Source organism: Shewanella sp. POL2 (assembly GCF_000282755.1).
Classification (GTDB): Bacteria; Pseudomonadota; Gammaproteobacteria; order Enterobacterales; family Shewanellaceae; genus Shewanella; species Shewanella xiamenensis.
On sequence record NZ_AKZL01000089.1, the window covers coordinates 1 to 17,721 of the forward strand.

Sequence of the window (17,721 nt, forward strand, 5' to 3'; positions counted from 1 at the left end):
AAGATGTCGGTACTTTCCAAGGCAGTTACCAGAACCCGATGACACTGTCACCGGAAAGCTGGAACATAATGCAGTATCACGAAGTGATGGATAACAATAAGTTGCGTTGGCAATTTACCCACACTGCCTGTATGCACTGCGCCGATCCAGCCTGTTTAAAAGCCTGTTCAACCAGCGGAGCGATTGTGCAACATGCCAATGGCACAGTGGATTTTGACTCGAACAAATGTATTGGCTGCGGCTATTGCGCCAGTGCCTGTCCTTTCAATGTGCCTAAGATCAGCGCCAAAGATAACAAAGCCTATAAGTGCACTCTGTGCTCAGATAGGCTCGCCGTTGGCCTCGAGCCTTCCTGCGTTAAAACCTGCACCGTGGGAGCACTGCGCTTTGGTACCCGCGAAGACATGTTGTTCTATGCCGAAAAACGCGTCGAGCAGTTAAAGGAACGTGGCTTCAGCAAGGCGGGACTTTATAACCCAGAGGGCGTTGGCGGAACGCATATGATGATGATCCTCCACGACATCACGCAACCCGAAAGCTATGGCATGCCCAAGGATCCGCAAATCCCTGCGGCAACCGAATGGCGTCAAGATTGGCTCAAACCGTTGGGCACCGCAGGCTTGCTCGCAACGGCGGCGTTCGCCCTGATGCACCGCATTGCGGTAGGGCGCAACATCGTCGAGGAAGATCAGCCTGGTTATATTGATGCCGGCGTCAAAGAGGAGGAAAAACTATGAGTCATAAAGAAATGATCGTGCGCCATAAGCTCGTTGATCGTCTGTGTCACTGGACCATAGTCTTTGTTGGCCTAGTGACCTTTCTAACGGGGTTCTCGTTTTTTTATCCCTCGTTCCAGTGGCTCAGTGGCATTGTTGGCACACCACAACTGGCAAAAGTGATGCATCCATTCTTTGGAATTGCCATGTGTCTGCTGCTGGCGGTGATGTTAATCCGCTACTACCAGCACAATAAGTGGAATAAATACGATTTGCCCTGGATGAAAGCCGTGGTGTGGGTGTTACTGCAAAAAGAAGAGAACATTCCGCCCGTGGGCCACTACAACCCAGGTCAGAAAATGTTATTCCGCGCCTTTGTGGTTTTTGTACTGGCGTTTCTGATCAGCGGCATCATGATGTGGCAACCTTATTTTGCCCCCATGTTCTCGGCAGAAGCCGTCAATTGGGCCACCTTAGTCCACTCGGCCTGCGGCATATTAATGCTGTTATCCCTAGTGGTACACGTATGGATGGCCTGCTGGATTGAAGGCTCTATCACTGGGATGCTCTACGGCAAAGTCTCTAAGGCTTGGGCTCGTAAGCACCACCCAGCCATGTTAGAAGAACACGAGGAATAATAGCGATGAAGATGGCCAGCGATATCCCGTTAAGTTTTGTTGATAAATCTCCCTTAGCTTTGAAACCGCTAAAAGCGGCAGATCCTGAGAAAATTTATCAACATAGAGCACGTCGTTTAGCCCAATTAGCGCAGGATTCTCCGCTGGCGGATTATCTTAAGCTCTGCCAAATCCTAGTGTCTGCGCAGCAAAAACTGGCGGCAACGGATATGGGCCCAGCACCAATGATTGACGTTGAGGCGCCATATCCGTTGTCCCTAAGCCAAACTCAAACGGCTCAGGATTGGTTACAACCATTGCAAGCATTGCTAACAGAATTGCAATCCCAAGTGCCCGCACATTTAGTGCCTGTTCTCCAAGAGCTACTGGAGCAATCGCCAGTCCAATTGCTCCAGTGGGGCAATCAACTGAGGCAAGGGCAGTTTAGTGCCGTACCCGCACAGTTTAGCTTATTTATTTGGGCGGGTTTGTCACTCTATTGGTCCCATTGGGCGCCCATGGTGATTGCGCGTATGGATACCAATAGGGTTAAGCAGTCCAGTTTATGCCCTGTGTGCGGTAGTCATCCGGTCGCCAGCATGATTGTCGATAAACCCCGCGAAGGGCTGCGTTATTTGCATTGCAGTCTGTGCGAAACTGAGTGGCATTATGTGCGCGCCCATTGTACTTGCTGCGAACAATCTCGGGAAATGTCCATTTGGTCGTTTGACGATCATAAAGCCAACGTGCGGATTGAGAGCTGTGAGACGTGTAAGGGCTACACTAAGATGTTGTTTACCAACCGTTTGCCATTATTAGATGCGGCTGCGGATGATATCGCAACGCTGGGGCTGGATGCCGAGCTCAGTGCAAAGGGTTATGGTGCGACAACTGTTAATCCGCTATTGCTGGCCCATGAAGCTTAGAAAACGTAGTTAACAGGAGATGCGTTGATGGTTGCTGATAATTCTTTCCCTAATTCAGTTGTTACAGCCGATGTGACTCGATTTAGCACGGCAGGGAATGTTGAACAAACTGAATTACTCGCCAATGAGGTAAGAGTGGCGTTGGTGTATAACGGATTGGCGCACACAGTCATGATGGCAAGCCCACAGGACTTGGAAGTGTTTGCGATAGGTTTTACGCTTTCGGAAAGAATTGTCTCAACCATTAATGATATAAAAGATATTGAACTTGAATATGTTTCTAATGGCGTGATCATTAAGATAGAGATTAATCAACGCTGTTTCAATGAGTTAAAGGAGCATCGCCGTAGCATGGCGGGACGCACTGGCTGTGGTCTCTGTGGTGTTGCACAGCTTAAAGATGCTGTAAAACCAGTTCAAGTCGTCGGATCCGATATCAGATTCAACATTGCCCATCTCGACCCGATTTTAGTCCGAGTCAAACAACTACAACAGACTTTTGCTTTAACTGGTGCAACCCATGCTGCAATTGGTGTAAATGAAAACGGGGAGGTGATTTATCTATTTGAAGATATTGGCCGACATATCGCTTTAGATAAATTGATCGGGGCGATGTCTGTACGGTATGCAGCAAAACCCGCTGCGGTATTGTTAACCAGCCGCGCCAGTTTTGAAATGGTACAAAAGGCGGCAAGTGTCGGTATTCAAATTCTGTTTGCTATGTCAGCCGTGACGGCGTTGGCTACTGAGATTGCGGAGCAAAGCAATGTGACTTTAGTCGGTTTCTGCCGTGATGGTCGAGCAAATATTTATAATCATGGCTATCGACTTCAAGGAAGCCAACTGTCACAACCAGCTGTGGTCGGGCTTTAAGATTTGACCGTAGGCAAATGAAGAGATTGATTGGCAAAATCAAAAGTCAATCCAAGTAATAATAAATACCAACATCAGGATATAAAACGCGATGCTATGTGAATTATTTAGCACTGTGCGGAGTAATCTCTGCAAACATTCACGTAGCAACGCGATATAAGCAATAGCATTTCTTCCTTAAACCAATAAATCCTCAATCAAGCAGAACCAGCAGAAGTGAAAGTACTTTAACGTAAATCCATAGAGAACTGTTTCTTTCCCCAAAACACAATTTAACATAATATACATTGTGCGCAGTTTTATGTGCGAGGGATTTGGGGTGCCGATAACATCCTAGTTAATACCTTGCAAATGATCTAGCGGCTTATTAAAGGCACTTTCATGTCTTTCTATTTGTGTAGTGTGTAAATACTTCGATGTGGTGTCGATACTCTCGTGGCCTGCATCGGCTTGGACATGTGACAACGGTCTACGGTTAATATTAATGTCATGGGTAATCCCGGTATGTCTGATATTGTGTGCTGTGAGTTTTCTCATTTGTGCCGCGTCTTGGTGAAAGCCATCAGCTTGAGCATTATCCGCAGCAAGATTAATAATCGCTTGAATTTCTTCACGGATTTGACGGATCCCAAGATTGGCATTCACTACACCCGCATCTCGGCCGCGACCAGCTGCTCTATGTCGAACAAATAACGGATGTGGTTCACTTTGATTTGGATAGTCAGTAAGACCTAAAAACTGTCGATATTTAACTAAGCCGTCCAGTAACGCCTTTGACATCGCCACGCTACGCTTTTTACCACCTTTACTCAGTAGAATATGAAAACTCCAAATGCCAGTCTGTGAATTTTGCCTAAATTGGCCCATTACCGGTGAATAGCCAACCCGTGCAGATACATCAGAGATGCGTAAATAGCAGGAATAAATCAATGAAATCAAGAATAAACTACGTTGATGCAATTCGGGTGACGTTTCAGCCAATCGAGTAACTGTGCTCATCACATAGGACCACTGTAGTTCTGTGAAAGCCAAGTTGTTTTCATCTTCCTCGCTTTGTCTTTGATACTGCTTGTTTTGGCCAAAGCGGCTATGATTCAACCAAATTTGCGCGGGGTTGCGCTCGCAAAACTCCTCACTCATTAAGTAGCTATAAAACGAGGATAAAATGGCAATCTTGGTTTTTAATGCATTGTCGCTAAGCACATAAGGTTGAACTTGCCCTAACTGTTTCTTGCCGACGAATGGCCGCCAAAGACTATTAGGAACCCGCTCATCACGCAGTTTATCGAGTTTAAACTGTGGCACGTTAAAGTAACCAATCAGTGCTAAGGGTGGCGCCAAACAATAATCCACATACCGACTCATATCCTTTCGCATCACCTGTGTGGGTGACATTTTGGCGACATCAAAGCACCAATGCAGGAATGTAGTGAGTTCACTCCGATAGGCTTTGTAGTTGTTTTCACTGTGTTTTTGTTCAAACAACCAATCTGTTGCATGTTCCATTACTAAACCTGCATCAGGCACATCCGTTAGACTGACTTGGGTAATGTATTGATTCACCACACTGTTCCCATCTTGTATGAATTCAATTGAATCAAATAAAGGTAATACTGGAGGAAGCTGCATAATAACTTTTAAATTTAAGTGTTTAATGCATGATAATACTTAAATGCAAATGCCGATAACGTTATTTATCGGCATTAATGAGTCTTTCAATTTGCGGACAACTTGTTTGTGAACATTGCTGGCAGCCTATGCGTTTTTGGCAACAGATAAGGCAAAGTTGCCAGACTTTCCGTTTTGATTGATTATCTAGACATGAAAAATCCGCTGCACATAGACTTCCTTCACGAATGAGTTGCGCAAGTTTCTCCTCTGATATAGATAAATTGATCCTTTCTGCCATATATGCCATATAAATTCCTGCTGAGTTATCTATTTTGATAATACACAAATGATAATAGTTATCAATAACGAGCTGTTAAATTTGCGACCTTCCCCGCTGCAGAATTATTTTTACTGATTTGACAAGCTTCTACTACACTCTAACTGTGCGACATAAATTAAGTGATGAGGTCTCGGATGGTGATTGATCTTACAAAGAAAAAGCCGCTCTTTTCAGGGAAAAAAACCATAGAAACTTCTGCATTTTCTGCGCCCTGGAAAATTCTTGTTGTTGATGATGAGCCTGATGTACACACGGTCACTAAACTTGCACTTTCTCGTTTTAAACTCGATGGTCGTGCCCTCTCCTTTATTAACGCTTATAGTGCTGAACAAGCTAAAGAATTTCTTTTAAATGAACAAGATCTGGCAATTGCCTTTATTGATGTTGTAATGGAAACCGATCATGCTGGCTTGGAGTTAGTAAAGTGGATCCGTGAGGAACATAAAAACAAAACAATCCGCCTAATTTTGCGCACAGGACAGCCAGGCCAAGCTCCTGAAGAAGATGTTATCGTCAACTACGATATCAATGACTATAAGGCAAAATCTGAACTCGATTCACGCAAGTTAATGACAAGTGTCTACTCGGCACTGCGTTCTTACCGCGACATTATGGAAATCGAACAAGCAAGGCGTGCACAGCTGAATCATCGAAAAGGATTAGAGCGAGTGCTCGAGGCAACCTCAGGATTATTTGAACTCAGAACGCTCTATCGATTCGCTGATGGCTTGCTGACCCAAGTTGCAACCCTATTGAATCTCGATTCCGAAACACTGCTGCTAACCTGCAATGCCATGGATGCGATAAGCGGCCATATGGAATCTGTTGAGATTAAGATTTTGGCGGGGACTGGACAATTTGCCGAGAGTCCTGCGAACAAAGTGTTACCAATGCATATTGATAAGTTATTACGCACCGCTCTCGCACAAAAGCGTTGTTTATATGAAGATAACTGTTTCGTTGGCTATTTCCCAACGAAGAGCGGGCTTATCAACCTGCTTTATATGGATGGGATTGATAAAATCGACGATTTAGATAAAAAACTTATTGATATTTTTGCAATAAATGTGGGTATCGCCTTTGAGAACCTACTTCTAAATCAAGAGGTCGAAGATACCCAGTCTGAACTTATTCTACGTTTAGGGGATGTCGTTGAAAGCCGCTCAAAAGAGGCGGCAAACCACGTAAAACGTATGGCAGAATATTGTGCCAAACTGGCACTACTTGCTGGATTATCAGAGACCGAAGCTGAACTTTTACGCAGAGCATCGCCTATGCATGATATTGGTAAGATAGCGATCCCCGATGCTGTGTTGCTTAAGCCTGGCAAGTTAGACGATAAAGAATGGTTGGTTATGCGTCAGCACCCTACTATTGGCTACCAGATCCTCGCGAATTCCGAGCGGCCTATCCTTAAAGCCGCTGCGATTATAGCCTTGCAACATCATGAAAAGTATGATGGTTCAGGCTATCCAGCCAATTTAAGACAAGAACAAATTCACATTTTTGCCCGTATTGTTGCAATTGCAGATGTGTTCGATGCTCTTTCCCATGCACGTTGCTATAAAGCAGCTTGGCCACTGGAAGAGGTTATCGATGAAATGCGTAAAGGTGCAGGTAAACATTTTGATCCTGATTTACTCGAACTGTTTATCAATAACATCGATATTTTTGTACAGGTTAAAGAAAACTGGAAGGATCATGATGAATAGCCAAAATAGCATTCATAATCAATCATCCGCCTATGATAATCGGTCATTATAAATAAGGAGTGGGAGTTAATATTGTTACCAAGCTCTTTATCCGGCGAACGCCATAAACTTAATATGGATTATCGGCAAGAAAGTCAAAAATAACGGCTTGCTCGATACCATTTCGACTAAAACTGATAAAACCACGCCACACCATATACCCACTGCTACAGGAACCGTAAATCAACTGCCCCTCATAGGTTGTTTTATCGAGTTGACGAATATTGACAGGGATAATGCCCATAAACATATCTCTACCTTCTAAACGGACCTGTAAATTATCAAGTACATCAGAAGATAATAGCTTCAATGTTAATGGTTTTTCACTTGGCGCACGATCTGGCGAAAGGCTGATGCTCAGCACTATATCCCCGACCTTTTTAATGCAATCTCCCTGAGTAAACACACAAAGAGTGGGATCTGTAGGCGGTATTTTTACCTGTTGCTCGGCTTTTTTATCACAAGCGCTAAGATTCAACGTAATTAACATGATGTAAAGCGGGAGACGTTTGCGATTAAGCACAAAAATTAACCTTGTGATGCAAGATGTTAACATTCTATGGCGTAGGTTGATCTAGATCAACTTTCCGTCCCCCTTCTTTGGTATCTTTTTTGACATGGCTCAAGTATCATTGCGAAACCTCATATTTGAGCACAAATGTGTAGGGTAACGCATTGACATGGCTTCATAACCCTTATAGGGACATGAGCTTTGTGTCATATATAACAGGTAAAGCTAGTCTTTACTAAAAGTAAAAGTAATAAGCAGTGGAAGCATTATGATGAACCATTCCCAGCCAACAGGCGCTGATTACAATTACACCATTGTCCGCCAATTCGCCTTAACCACAGTTTTGTGGGGTATTGTTGGTATGTCAGTCGGTGTTTTAATTGCGGCTCAGTTAATCTGGCCACATCTGAACTTCGATACGCCTTGGTTTACGTATAGTCGCTTGCGACCATTACACACCAATGCGGTAATTTTCGCGTTCGGAACATCAGCCCTCTTTGCAACATCCTATTATGTCGTACAACGCACCTGTCAAACCCGACTATTTGCACCTAAATTAGCTGCATTTACGTTTTGGGGATGGCAAGCCATCATTCTGTCAGCAGCCATCACTCTGCCAATGGGTTATACCAGCGGTAAAGAATATGCTGAATTAGAATGGCCAATCGATATCGCTATTACGATCGTTTGGGTATCCTATGCAATAGTGTTCTTCGGCACTATTATCAAACGAACAACATCGCATATTTACGTAGCGAACTGGTTCTTTGGTGCATTTATCATTACGGTTGCCGTGCTTCACATCGTGAACTCAATGGCCGTTCCTGTTAGCTTGTTTAAGTCATACTCTATGTACAGTGGCGCGGTCGATGCCATGGTGCAATGGTGGTATGGTCACAACGCGGTAGGCTTCCTGTTAACCGCTGGCTTCTTAGGTATGATGTACTACTTCGTTCCTAAGCAAGCGGGTCGTCCTGTTTACTCATATCGTCTGTCGATTGTGCACTTTTGGGCACTGATCGCACTGTACATTTGGGCAGGTCCTCACCACTTACACTACACTGCCCTGCCTGACTGGACTCAGTCTTTAGGTATGGTGATGTCACTGATCCTGTTCGCACCATCTTGGGGCGGTATGATCAACGGTATCATGACCTTATCTGGCGCATGGCACAAACTGCGTACTGACCCAGTATTGCGTTTCTTAGTGGTTTCTCTGTCTTTCTATGGTATGTCGACCTTCGAAGGTCCGATGATGGCCATCAAGACAGTTAACGCTTTATCTCACTACACAGACTGGACAGTAGGTCACGTTCACTCCGGCGCGCTAGGCTGGGTTGCAATGGTATCTATCGGTTCTCTGTATCACTTGATCCCAGTACTGTTCGGCCATGGCCGTATGTACAGCATCAAGTTAGTTAACGTGCATTTCTGGTTAGCGACAATCGGTACTGTTCTTTACATCGTGTCTATGTGGATTTCGGGTGTAATGCAGGGTCTGATGTGGCGTGCAGTTAACGCTGACGGTACTTTGACTTATAGCTTTGTTGAAAGTCTGGAAGCTTCTTATCCTTTCTACTTCGTACGTTTCCTCGGCGGTTGTTTCTTCTTAACCGGTATGCTGATCATGGCATACAACGTGATCCGTACTGTGAAAGCCTCTAAAGATTCATTGCCAGCACTGGCTGAAGCAAAAGCGGCTTAAGGAGCAAACTCGATGAAATTTAATCATGAGATAGTTGAAAAAAACATCGGTTTGTTAGCGATATTCACTGTTATCGCTATCAGCTTCGGTAGCTTGGTTGAAATCACGCCGCTGATTTTCCAAAAAGATACCACTGAGCCTGTTGAAGGTTTGAAACCCTACACTGCCCTGCAACTTGAAGGCCGTGACATTTATGTGCGTGAAGGTTGCTACAACTGTCACAGCCAGATGATCCGTCCTTTACGTGCAGAGACTGAACGTTACGGTCACTACTCTGTTGCCGGTGAGTCTGTTTGGGATCACCCATTCCAATGGGGTTCTAAGCGTACTGGTCCAGACTTGGCCCGTGTTGGCGGTCGCTACAGCGATAAATGGCATGAAGTTCACTTAATCGATCCTCGTGCTGTGGTCCCTCAATCGAATATGCCAGCCTTCCCATGGCTTGCCGAAAACAAGTTAGACGGCAAGTTAACCGGCGACAAGATGACTATTCTGCGTAACATGCACAAAGGCGGTTACAAAGGTAATGATCTTTACACCGATGAAGAAATTGCAGGCGCGCAGAAAGCTGTTGAAGGTAAGACAGAGCTGGAAGCCTTGATTGCATATCTTCAGTCTTTGGGTCACGCACTCAAATAAGGAGGCAGTATATGGATTACGGCACATTACAAGGTATTTTAACCATCATTGTGATGCTGACCTTCGTCGGTATATTTGCTTGGGCATATAGCTCGCGTCGTCAAAAATCCTTTGATGAAGCAGCGAATCTTGTGTTTTCCGATGAGGAAATCAGCAAGGAATCGAAGGACTCAGGAGAGAATAAGTGATGAGTAGCTTCTGGAGTATTTGGATTAGCGTACTCTCGTTAATTGTGATCGCAGGATGTTTTCTGTTGCTACGTGTGTGTTCAAAGAACACCACCGATGTCAAAGAAGGCGAATCCATGGGTCACAGTTTCGATGGTATCGAAGAACTCAATAACCCACTGCCAAAATGGTGGAGTTATATGTTCTATATCACTATCGTGTTTGGCCTAGTGTACTTAGCCCTGTTCCCAGGTTTAGGTAACTACAAAGGTCTACTGAACTGGACCAGCTCTAACCAAAGCATTGGTACAGAGAAAGGTATTAAAGCCGATTCTGTAGCCGCGATTGAGCTGGCGGCAAAAGAAGGCATGTACGTTCAGTACGACCAAGAAGTTAAACACGCTAACGAAAAATATGGCCCAATCTTCGCGGCTTACTTGGCAACACCACTCGAAGAGTTAGTGAAAAACCAAGAAGCGTTGAAAGTGGGCGGCCGTTTGTTCCTACAAAACTGCGCGCAGTGCCACGGCTCTGACGCACGTGGTAGCAAAGGCTTCCCTAACCTGACCGACAGTGATTGGTTATACGGTGGCGATTTAGCCACGATTAAAACCACCATCATGAGCGGTCGTCATGGCATGATGCCACCGAAAGGTGGTTTGCCAATCGACGATAGCGAAATTGCAGGTCTAGCCGAGTATGTGGTTAAGTTATCTGGTCGTGAACACGACGAGAAACTCGCAGCTCTTGGTCAAGGTTCATTCATGAAAGGTTGTTTTGCGTGTCACGGTATGGACGCAAAAGGCAACAAGCTCATGGGCGCACCTAACTTAACTGACGATGTTTGGTTATATGGCGGTAGCCGTGGTGTGATCGAAGAAACGATCAAACACGGCCGTGCAGGCGTGATGCCAGCATGGAAAGACGTTCTCGGTGAAGAGAAAGTCCACGTGATCGCAGCTTATGTTTATAGCTTGTCAAACAAGTAATTAGATATGAGTAACACTAAGGCCTCGATAACGTCGGGGCCTTTTTTTTAAAGTGCTAAAGCCACCTTTTAACGGTAAAATGGCGCAAATTTTTATAATGGGTATTTAACATGAGCGAACAACAACCCTGGTATAAGCAGTTTTGGCCTTGGTTTTTAATTATTCTTCCTTTATGTGCCGTCGTCGCAAGTTTTACCACGCTAAAAATTGCCCTCTCAAACTCTGACTCTCTGGTTGCCGAGGATTATTACAAAGAAGGCAAAGCCATCAACATGGACTTGAGTAAAGTCAAATATGCCAAGCAGCTTGGCATGCAATGGCAACTTGAACAGAATAACCATGAACTCCTATTCACTCAGCACGGCGGCCCAGCCTATCAAGCTGCGTTGAAAGTCGAATTTTACCACCCAACGATTGCCGAAAGAGATATTAAGACCACTGTCACCGCCGATGCCAATCATGTGTATCGCATTACTCTGCCCGATGTGTTAACGGGTGCTTGGGAAGTCCGCCTCGAAGGTTTTGACGGTAAATGGCGTATTCATCAACGTGTCGAATTAAAAGACAACGTCCAATTGTGGTTGAACTGACGGTGGTTGAATAAGTATTACTATGACACATCCAAGTTGTTTTCACTGTAATGAACCTGTACTCACCGGCACGCAGTTTGTCACTCGCATTAATGATCGCGATGAACTCATGTGTTGCCCAGGCTGCCAAGCGGTATCCCAAGCCATTGTTGATGCAGGCTTATTAAGCTATTACAAGTTTAGAACTGAGCCAGGTAATAAACAGACGGCCCTTGTGCCTGATGAATTAAATCAGTTTAGTGCCTATGACTTGCCCGAGGTACAGCAGGACTTTGTCCACTCAGTGGAGAATAGCGACTCAGTGTCGCTGTCCATTGATGGCATTACCTGCGCGGCCTGCGCTTGGTTAATTGAACATAAAGTGAAGCAACTGCCTGGCGTAAGCCAAGTGATGGTCAACTCCACCACCCAAAGGGCGCTGATTAGCTGGGATAAACAACAAGTTAAACTCAGTGATATTTTGGGGCAAATTAGCCGTATCGGTTATCAAGCTGCGCCCTATCAAGTGGATGAACAAGAACTGACCGCCAAGCAAAATAGCCGTAAATTCTTACTGCGTTTAGGTTTAGCGGGCTTTGCCACCATGCAAGTGATGATGTTCGCCCTCGCCCTCTATACCGGTTACTTTACCGATTTGGATGTGCAATATCGGGATTATTTCCGCTGGGTGAGCATGATTTTCGCCACGCCCGTGGTGCTCTATTCGGCGCAGCCCTTCTATTTTAGCGCGATTCGCACCCTGCTCAGTGGCAAACTCAATATGGACGTATCGGTCTCTATCGCCATTGGCGGCGCCTATATCGCCAGTTGCTTTGCGACCGTTAACGGCACGGGCGAAGTCTATTTTGAATCCGTTTCCATGTTTACCTTCTTCCTGCTGCTGGGACGTTATTTCGAGCAGAAGGCAAGACAAAAAGCTTCCGTTAGCTCCAGTAATCTCCACAAGTTAGTGCCGTTAACAGCACATCTGGTCACGGCGCAGGGGCAAGAAGAAATCCCCGCTAAAAAATTATGTCTTGGGGATATTATCCTTATTAAACCCGGTGAAATGGTCGCCGCCGATGGAATCGTGGTTGACGGCCACACTAGCATCAATGAAGCCATGCTCACCGGTGAGCAAATGCCGATTGAAAAGCCCGTCGATAGCCAAGTATTTGCAGGCACCATTAACCTAGACCAACCCATTAAGGTAAAAGTCACCGCTCTTGGGCAAGACCAATTGGTTGCTGAAATTATTCGCTTGCAGGAATTAGCCTCAAACACTAAACCTGCCGTCGCTATGCTAGCCGATAAACTGTCGCGTTATTTCTCAGGCACTATCTTAACCATAGCGACAATCACCTATCTGGTGTGGCTACAAATCTCCCCCGAAGACGCCTTTTGGGTGACCTTGTCAGTATTAGTGGCCACCTGTCCTTGCGCCCTTGCGCTGGCGACGCCTACCGCAGTGACCTGCGCGACCGCGATTTTTACCCGTCTTGGGATCATTACCCGTAAGGCGGGTGTATTTGAAAAACTGCCTCAAATCAAGCATGTAGTATTTGATAAAACCGGCACCCTCACCTGCGGCACGCTATCGATAGCCAAGGTGCAATGTCATGGTGATGTGGCTAAAGAACAAGTGTTGGCAATTGCTGCTGCGCTAGAGTCAGGTTCTCGTCACCCCATCGCTGCGGCCTTTGCCAGCTTTGCCCAAGTCGATGTTGTTGCCGAGCAAGTTCACCATGAAGTGGGCTTTGGGGTGAAAGGTCTCATAAATGGCATAGAATATCGCATTGGGAATGCTCACTTTACTGGCGCAATAGTCAATCCTGAGTTTATCAATCAACAGATTTGGCTTGCTCGTGCCAGTGATGACCAACTAAAGGTTATCGCCACTATTGAGATCAAAGACAATATTCGTATCGATAGCAAAGAAACTGTCGACATACTGAAGCAACAAGGTTGCAAGGTCAGTATCGCCAGCGGGGATAGCTCTGGGCATGTGCATCAATTGGCAAAAGAGCTCGGCATTACGGATGTACACAGTGGACTCACACCGGCCGATAAACTCTCGCTAGTGAATAAGTTACAGCAATCCAATTCTGTGGTGATGTTCGGTGATGGCATAAATGACGCTCCTGTACTCGCTGGCGCCGATTTATCCGTGGCCATGGGCAGCGGTAGTGCAATTGCCAAAAACAGTGCCGATCTTATTTTGCTTGGCGATCACCTCTCCCGCTTCACCCAAGCGGTGAGGGTTGCTAAACTGACCACACAAATTATTCGCCAAAATCTCGCTTGGGCATTAGGTTACAACGCGCTCATTTTACCTTTAGCGGTAACCGGCCATGTTGCACCTTATATTGCCGCTATCGGCATGTCGACAAGCTCACTGATTGTTGTGGGTAACAGTTTGAGATTATTACGAATTAAAATATAACAATAAAATAGGCTTAGCTAATGAGCATCATTTATGTACTTATCCCTATTGCGATGATCTTTGTGTTGATCGCTGTAGCCGTGTTCTTTTGGGCGGTAAAATCCGAACAATTCGATGATTTAGACCGCCAAAGTGTCTCAATTCTATTCGATGAAGATGCCGACAAACCTAATCCTGCGAGCATCAAGCAACAGGAATCTCAAGACAAAGGCATGCCTCAGTGACTGGCACTGTGATTGAATACAATGTAATGGGTGCGTTTCTCGTTGGTCTAATGGGAGCCGCTCACTGCTTTGGCATGTGTGGTGGCCTTGTTGGCGCCTTTTCCTCTCAGCTTGCTAATCCTAAGCAAGGAAACCACTTAGCCCATCAACTCACTTACTTATTAAGTTATAACCTTGGTCGGATTGTCAGTTATACCCTCGCGGGCGCTTTAGTCGGCGGTTCATCTGCCATGCTTGGGCACTTATTTGAGCTAGATAGCTACCTATTAATTCTCCGGATCATCGCCGGCGTCATGATGATTGCAACCGGGCTTTACATTGCAAAAATTTGGATCGGAATAGTACAAATTGAACGCCTTGGTCAGGTATTGTGGCGTTATTTGAAACCCATAGCACAACGTCTGGTGCCAATCACTACGCCAATGCAAGCTATCACCGCGGGATTGATATGGGGATGGCTGCCCTGCGGACTGGTATATAGCACCTTAACTTGGTCTGTAGCAGCAGGTTCCGCCAGTCAAGGCGCCTTGATCATGCTGGCATTTGGTTTGGGTACACTCCCTGCACTACTCAGTGCAGGATTGGCGGCCAAACGCTTAGCCAATTGGGTGCAGCAAAAAACCGTTAGATTATTGAGTGGCTTACTTTTAATTGCCTTTGGTGCACAAACTTTATATATCGCCCTGTCGCAGCTAAACTAGCCCAAGCGAATGAATTGGTTTAACATGGCTGCAGTGGATTAACTTGAGAACCGACATGACAATAGAGCAGAATAAAAACCGTCGTCCCGCCGCCAGTGGGTGCGCAATTCATTGTCACGATTGCAGTATGGGAACCCTTTGTATCCCATTCACCCTCAATGCAAATGAACTCGATCAACTCGATGACATTATTGAGCGTAAGAAACCTATTCAAAAAGGCGAACAGATTTTTAAATCGGGTGATCCTTTAAAATCACTCTTTGCAATCCGCTCAGGCACCATAAAAAGTTACACGATCACCGAACAAGGCGATGAACAGATCACTGGCTTTCATTTAGCGGGAGATGTCATTGGTTTTGATGGTATTCATGCACAATCTCATCAAAGTTTTGCACAAGCCTTAGAAACCTCCATGGTGTGTGAAATACCCTTCAATATTCTCGATGAACTTTCAGGCACAATGCCTAAATTACGCCAACAAATCATGCGCTTAATGAGTAATGAAATCATGAGCGATCAAGAAATGATTTTGCTGCTCAGTAAGAAAAATGCAGAAGAACGCCTCGCTGCATTTATCAGTAATCTCGCTAACCGCTTTGGTAATCGAGGTTTTTCTGCCAAAGAATTTCGCTTGACCATGACACGTGGGGATATTGGTAATTACTTAGGCCTTACCGTTGAAACCATCAGTCGCTTGTTAGGCCGCTTCCAAAAATCTGGGTTAATCGAAGTAAAAGGTAAGTACATCATTATCGTTGATTATAATGAACTTAATCTTCTAGCGGGTAATGCCAGAATTGCCAGATAAGCTTCATCATTAATCATGCGTTTTTGGCGCTAGGCACTGGTTTTCAAAAGAGTTTTGATCTAGAACAATACAGATAATTGCCAAAGGCTCATGATGAATATGAGCCTATGACTAAAGGAACAAGTTATGAAGGATTATCAAAAAATACTGGTCGTTGTCGATCCTACGACAGAACATCAAGTGGCACTCGCTCGAGCGGTTACCTTAGCCAGTAAAAGTAACGCCCATGTGACCGTGTTTCTTTCGATTTTTGACTTCTCCTATGAAATGACATCGATTCTATCGAGCCAAGAGCGCGAAGCCATGCGCCAAGGCGTGATTGATCAACGTTTAGCTTGGATACAAGATCTGCTGTCAGCCTATAACCACCTACAACTTAATATTGATACGCAAGTTATTTGGCACAACCGCCCCTTTGAAAGCATTATTAACCATGCCATTGCAGGGCAATATGATCTGATTGTTAAAGGCACCCATGCTCATGATAAATTAAAAGCGGTGATCTTTACTCCGACGGATTGGCATTTAATGCGTAAAGCCCCTGTTCCTGTATTAATGGTCAAAGATCATGATTGGCCTGAAACCGGTAAAATCCTCTGTGCGGTAAACGTGGCGACTGAGGATACCGATCATCAAATGCTTAACGGCAAAATTATTGAACATGCGAAGGATTTAGCCGCAAAATTTGCCGCCGAAGTTCACTTAGTCAATGGCTATCCTGGTACACCGGTAAATCTTGCCATTGAACTCCCCGATTTTGATGCACAAACCTACAACGACACCATTCGCCTACAACACGAACAAAGAGTGCAATACCTGGCTAATGCCTATGGTATCGATACACTCCATTGCCATGTGAGGGAAGGATTACCAGAGGATGTGATCCCAGAGCTTGCTGAGCAGCTCGATGCTGAATTAGTTATTTTAGGTACAGTCGGTCGTACGGGCTTTTCAGCAGCACTCATTGGCAACACAGCAGAACATGTTATCGATAGCATCAATTGTGATTTATTAGCTATCAAACCTGATGGTTATAAATCACCGCTTGAAGAGGCGTAACGCACGCCGCTCTTTACCCCGCCGTCGATAGCTGGAATAATACGCGCCCTGAAACTGAGTTACTGGGCGCTTTTTTTATGTTGGAAGCTATGTCTGAAGTTACGGCGAGTCAAATGCCTGAAGAATTATCAAAAAAACAAATTACCCGTCTGAATAAATTACAGAAGTGTCTGCGTCGTGAAGTGGGTAGTGCTATCGCCGACTACAACATGATTGAAGATGGTGACCGAGTCATGTGCTGCCTAAGTGGCGGTAAAGACAGCTATGCTATGCTGGATATTCTGCTCAATCTACAACAGCGCGCGCCTGTACAGTTCGAAATTATTGCCGTTAATTTAGATCAAAAGCAGCCAGGTTTCCCTGAAGATATACTGCCTGCCTATCTAGATAGCCTTAATATTCCCTATCACATTCTTGAAAAAGACACTTACTCGATTGTGAAGGAGAAAATTCCTGAAGGCAAAACCACTTGCTCACTGTGCTCTCGCCTGCGTCGTGGCACTCTCTATGGTTTTGCGCAACGAATTGGCGCAACCAAGATAGCTCTCGGTCATCACAGAGACGATATTATTGAAACGCTATTCCTCAATATGTTTTATGGCGGCAAGATGAAAGCCATGCCACCTAAGTTGCTCTCAGACGATGGCGCAAACGTGGTTATTCGCCCACTTGCGTACTGTCGTGAAAAGGATTTGGAAGAATACGCACAGCTTAAAAAATTCCCCATTATTCCTTGTAATCTCTGTGGCTCTCAGGAAAACCTCAAGCGTCAAGCGGTTAAAGACATGCTCAATCAGTGGGATAGACTATATCCTGGCCGTATTGAAACCATTTTCACTGCTATGCAAAATACTGCACCTTCACAGGGTGTTGACCGTGACCAATTTGACTTTGTATCGTTGAAACGCGATCCCAACGCGCCGATGAAGGGGGATGTGGCCGAAGCCGAACTGCCCGCCTTTGATTTTCTCGATATTGCTAACAACGGCCATATCGATTTAGATGCGGCAAAACGCATCAATATCGTCAACGTGTACGAAGCGTAAATGCGACAAGCATAAAAAAAGCCACT

General features: G+C 45.2%; 19 protein-coding genes. 16 read left to right on the top strand and 3 right to left on the bottom strand.

Features of this window, described 5'->3' with window-relative positions:
- The 4 genes from SHEWPOL2_RS18270 to fdhD all read left to right on the top strand — a co-directional run.
- The coding region (locus SHEWPOL2_RS18270) for a 4Fe-4S dicluster domain-containing protein (protein WP_037430465.1) at positions 1 to 737 on the top strand (737 nt) is incomplete at its 5' end.
- Positions 734 to 1,354: a formate dehydrogenase subunit gamma gene (locus SHEWPOL2_RS18275; RefSeq protein WP_037430467.1), complete on the top strand. Its 621-nt coding sequence runs from the start codon at positions 734 to 736 to the stop codon at positions 1,352 to 1,354. The genes SHEWPOL2_RS18270 and SHEWPOL2_RS18275, both read left to right, overlap by 4 nt.
- A gap of 5 nt (positions 1,355 to 1,359) precedes the next feature.
- Positions 1,360 to 2,259, top strand: coding sequence for a formate dehydrogenase accessory protein FdhE (fdhE, locus tag SHEWPOL2_RS18280; RefSeq protein WP_037430469.1), 900 nt, complete (start codon positions 1,360 to 1,362; stop codon positions 2,257 to 2,259).
- A gap of 27 nt (positions 2,260 to 2,286) precedes the next feature.
- Positions 2,287 to 3,132: a formate dehydrogenase accessory sulfurtransferase FdhD gene (fdhD, locus tag SHEWPOL2_RS18285; protein ID WP_082389649.1), complete on the top strand. Its 846-nt coding sequence runs from the start codon at positions 2,287 to 2,289 to the stop codon at positions 3,130 to 3,132.
- Between the two features lie 333 nt (positions 3,133 to 3,465).
- On the opposite strand, the gene SHEWPOL2_RS18290 is transcribed toward fdhD, so the two are convergent.
- Entirely contained in the window at positions 3,466 to 4,761 is a 1,296-nt protein-coding gene (locus SHEWPOL2_RS18290) for a site-specific integrase (RefSeq protein ID WP_037430472.1), read from the bottom strand.
- Positions 4,762 to 4,822: 61 nt separating this feature from the next.
- Complete coding sequence (locus SHEWPOL2_RS23260) at positions 4,823 to 5,041, bottom strand: hypothetical protein (protein WP_037430492.1); 219 nt, start codon at positions 5,039 to 5,041, stop codon at positions 4,823 to 4,825.
- A 176-nt stretch (positions 5,042 to 5,217) separates the two neighbouring features.
- Between SHEWPOL2_RS23260 and SHEWPOL2_RS18300 the strand changes: the two genes are divergently transcribed.
- Entirely contained in the window at positions 5,218 to 6,795 is a 1,578-nt protein-coding gene (locus SHEWPOL2_RS18300) for a DUF3369 domain-containing protein (RefSeq protein WP_037430473.1), read from the top strand.
- 109 nt (positions 6,796 to 6,904) lie between these two features.
- Here the strand turns inward: SHEWPOL2_RS18300 and SHEWPOL2_RS18305 are convergent, their stop codons facing one another.
- Positions 6,905 to 7,390, bottom strand: a complete 486-nt coding sequence (locus tag SHEWPOL2_RS18305; protein WP_037430475.1) for a hypothetical protein — start codon at positions 7,388 to 7,390, stop codon at positions 6,905 to 6,907.
- Positions 7,391 to 7,613: 223 nt separating this feature from the next.
- On the opposite strand from SHEWPOL2_RS18305, the gene ccoN reads away from it, so the two are divergent.
- The 11 genes from ccoN to ttcA all read left to right on the top strand — a co-directional run bounded on the left by ccoN (position 7,614) and on the right by ttcA (position 17,695).
- Positions 7,614 to 9,050 (top strand): cytochrome-c oxidase, cbb3-type subunit I, encoded by a 1,437-nt coding sequence (ccoN, locus tag SHEWPOL2_RS18310; RefSeq protein WP_011072351.1) that lies wholly within the window; start codon positions 7,614 to 7,616, stop codon positions 9,048 to 9,050.
- A 12-nt stretch (positions 9,051 to 9,062) separates the two neighbouring features.
- Positions 9,063 to 9,689 carry a cytochrome-c oxidase, cbb3-type subunit II gene (gene ccoO / locus SHEWPOL2_RS18315; protein ID WP_037430478.1) on the top strand — a complete coding sequence of 209 codons (627 nt, stop codon included), beginning with the start codon at positions 9,063 to 9,065 and terminating at the stop codon, positions 9,687 to 9,689.
- An 11-nt stretch (positions 9,690 to 9,700) separates the two neighbouring features.
- Entirely contained in the window at positions 9,701 to 9,877 is a 177-nt protein-coding gene (locus tag SHEWPOL2_RS18320) for a CcoQ/FixQ family Cbb3-type cytochrome c oxidase assembly chaperone (RefSeq protein ID WP_011072349.1), read from the top strand.
- Positions 9,877 to 10,845 carry a cytochrome-c oxidase, cbb3-type subunit III gene (gene ccoP / locus SHEWPOL2_RS18325; RefSeq protein WP_037430481.1) on the top strand — a complete coding sequence of 323 codons (969 nt, stop codon included), beginning with the start codon at positions 9,877 to 9,879 and terminating at the stop codon, positions 10,843 to 10,845. The genes SHEWPOL2_RS18320 and ccoP overlap by 1 nt, the downstream gene beginning before the upstream one ends.
- A 110-nt stretch (positions 10,846 to 10,955) precedes the next feature.
- Positions 10,956 to 11,435 carry a FixH family protein gene (locus SHEWPOL2_RS18330; protein WP_037430483.1) on the top strand — a complete coding sequence of 160 codons (480 nt, stop codon included), beginning with the start codon at positions 10,956 to 10,958 and terminating at the stop codon, positions 11,433 to 11,435.
- Positions 11,436 to 11,457: 22 nt separating this feature from the next.
- The gene (locus SHEWPOL2_RS18335) at positions 11,458 to 13,857 is read left to right on the top strand and encodes a heavy metal translocating P-type ATPase metal-binding domain-containing protein (protein WP_037430487.1); all 2,400 of its coding nucleotides are present in this window, start codon (positions 11,458 to 11,460) and stop codon (positions 13,855 to 13,857) included.
- Between the two features lie 20 nt (positions 13,858 to 13,877).
- Complete coding sequence (gene ccoS / locus SHEWPOL2_RS18340) at positions 13,878 to 14,081, top strand: cbb3-type cytochrome oxidase assembly protein CcoS (RefSeq protein ID WP_037418545.1); 204 nt, start codon at positions 13,878 to 13,880, stop codon at positions 14,079 to 14,081.
- An 8-nt stretch (positions 14,082 to 14,089) separates the two neighbouring features.
- Positions 14,090 to 14,782, top strand: a complete 693-nt coding sequence (locus SHEWPOL2_RS18345) for a sulfite exporter TauE/SafE family protein (protein ID WP_037430494.1) — start codon at positions 14,090 to 14,092, stop codon at positions 14,780 to 14,782.
- 55 nt (positions 14,783 to 14,837) lie between these two features.
- A complete protein-coding gene (gene etrA, locus SHEWPOL2_RS18350; protein ID WP_037418542.1) occupies positions 14,838 to 15,590 on the top strand; it encodes an electron transport transcriptional regulator EtrA in 753 nt (250 codons plus the stop codon).
- Positions 15,591 to 15,716: 126 nt separating this feature from the next.
- The gene (gene uspE / locus SHEWPOL2_RS18355; RefSeq protein ID WP_037418539.1) at positions 15,717 to 16,649 is read left to right on the top strand and encodes a universal stress protein UspE; all 933 of its coding nucleotides are present in this window, start codon (positions 15,717 to 15,719) and stop codon (positions 16,647 to 16,649) included.
- 77 nt (positions 16,650 to 16,726) lie between these two features.
- Positions 16,727 to 17,695: a tRNA 2-thiocytidine(32) synthetase TtcA gene (gene ttcA / locus SHEWPOL2_RS18360; protein ID WP_037430489.1), complete on the top strand. Its 969-nt coding sequence runs from the start codon at positions 16,727 to 16,729 to the stop codon at positions 17,693 to 17,695.
- The last annotated feature ends 26 nt before the right edge of the window (positions 17,696 to 17,721 follow it).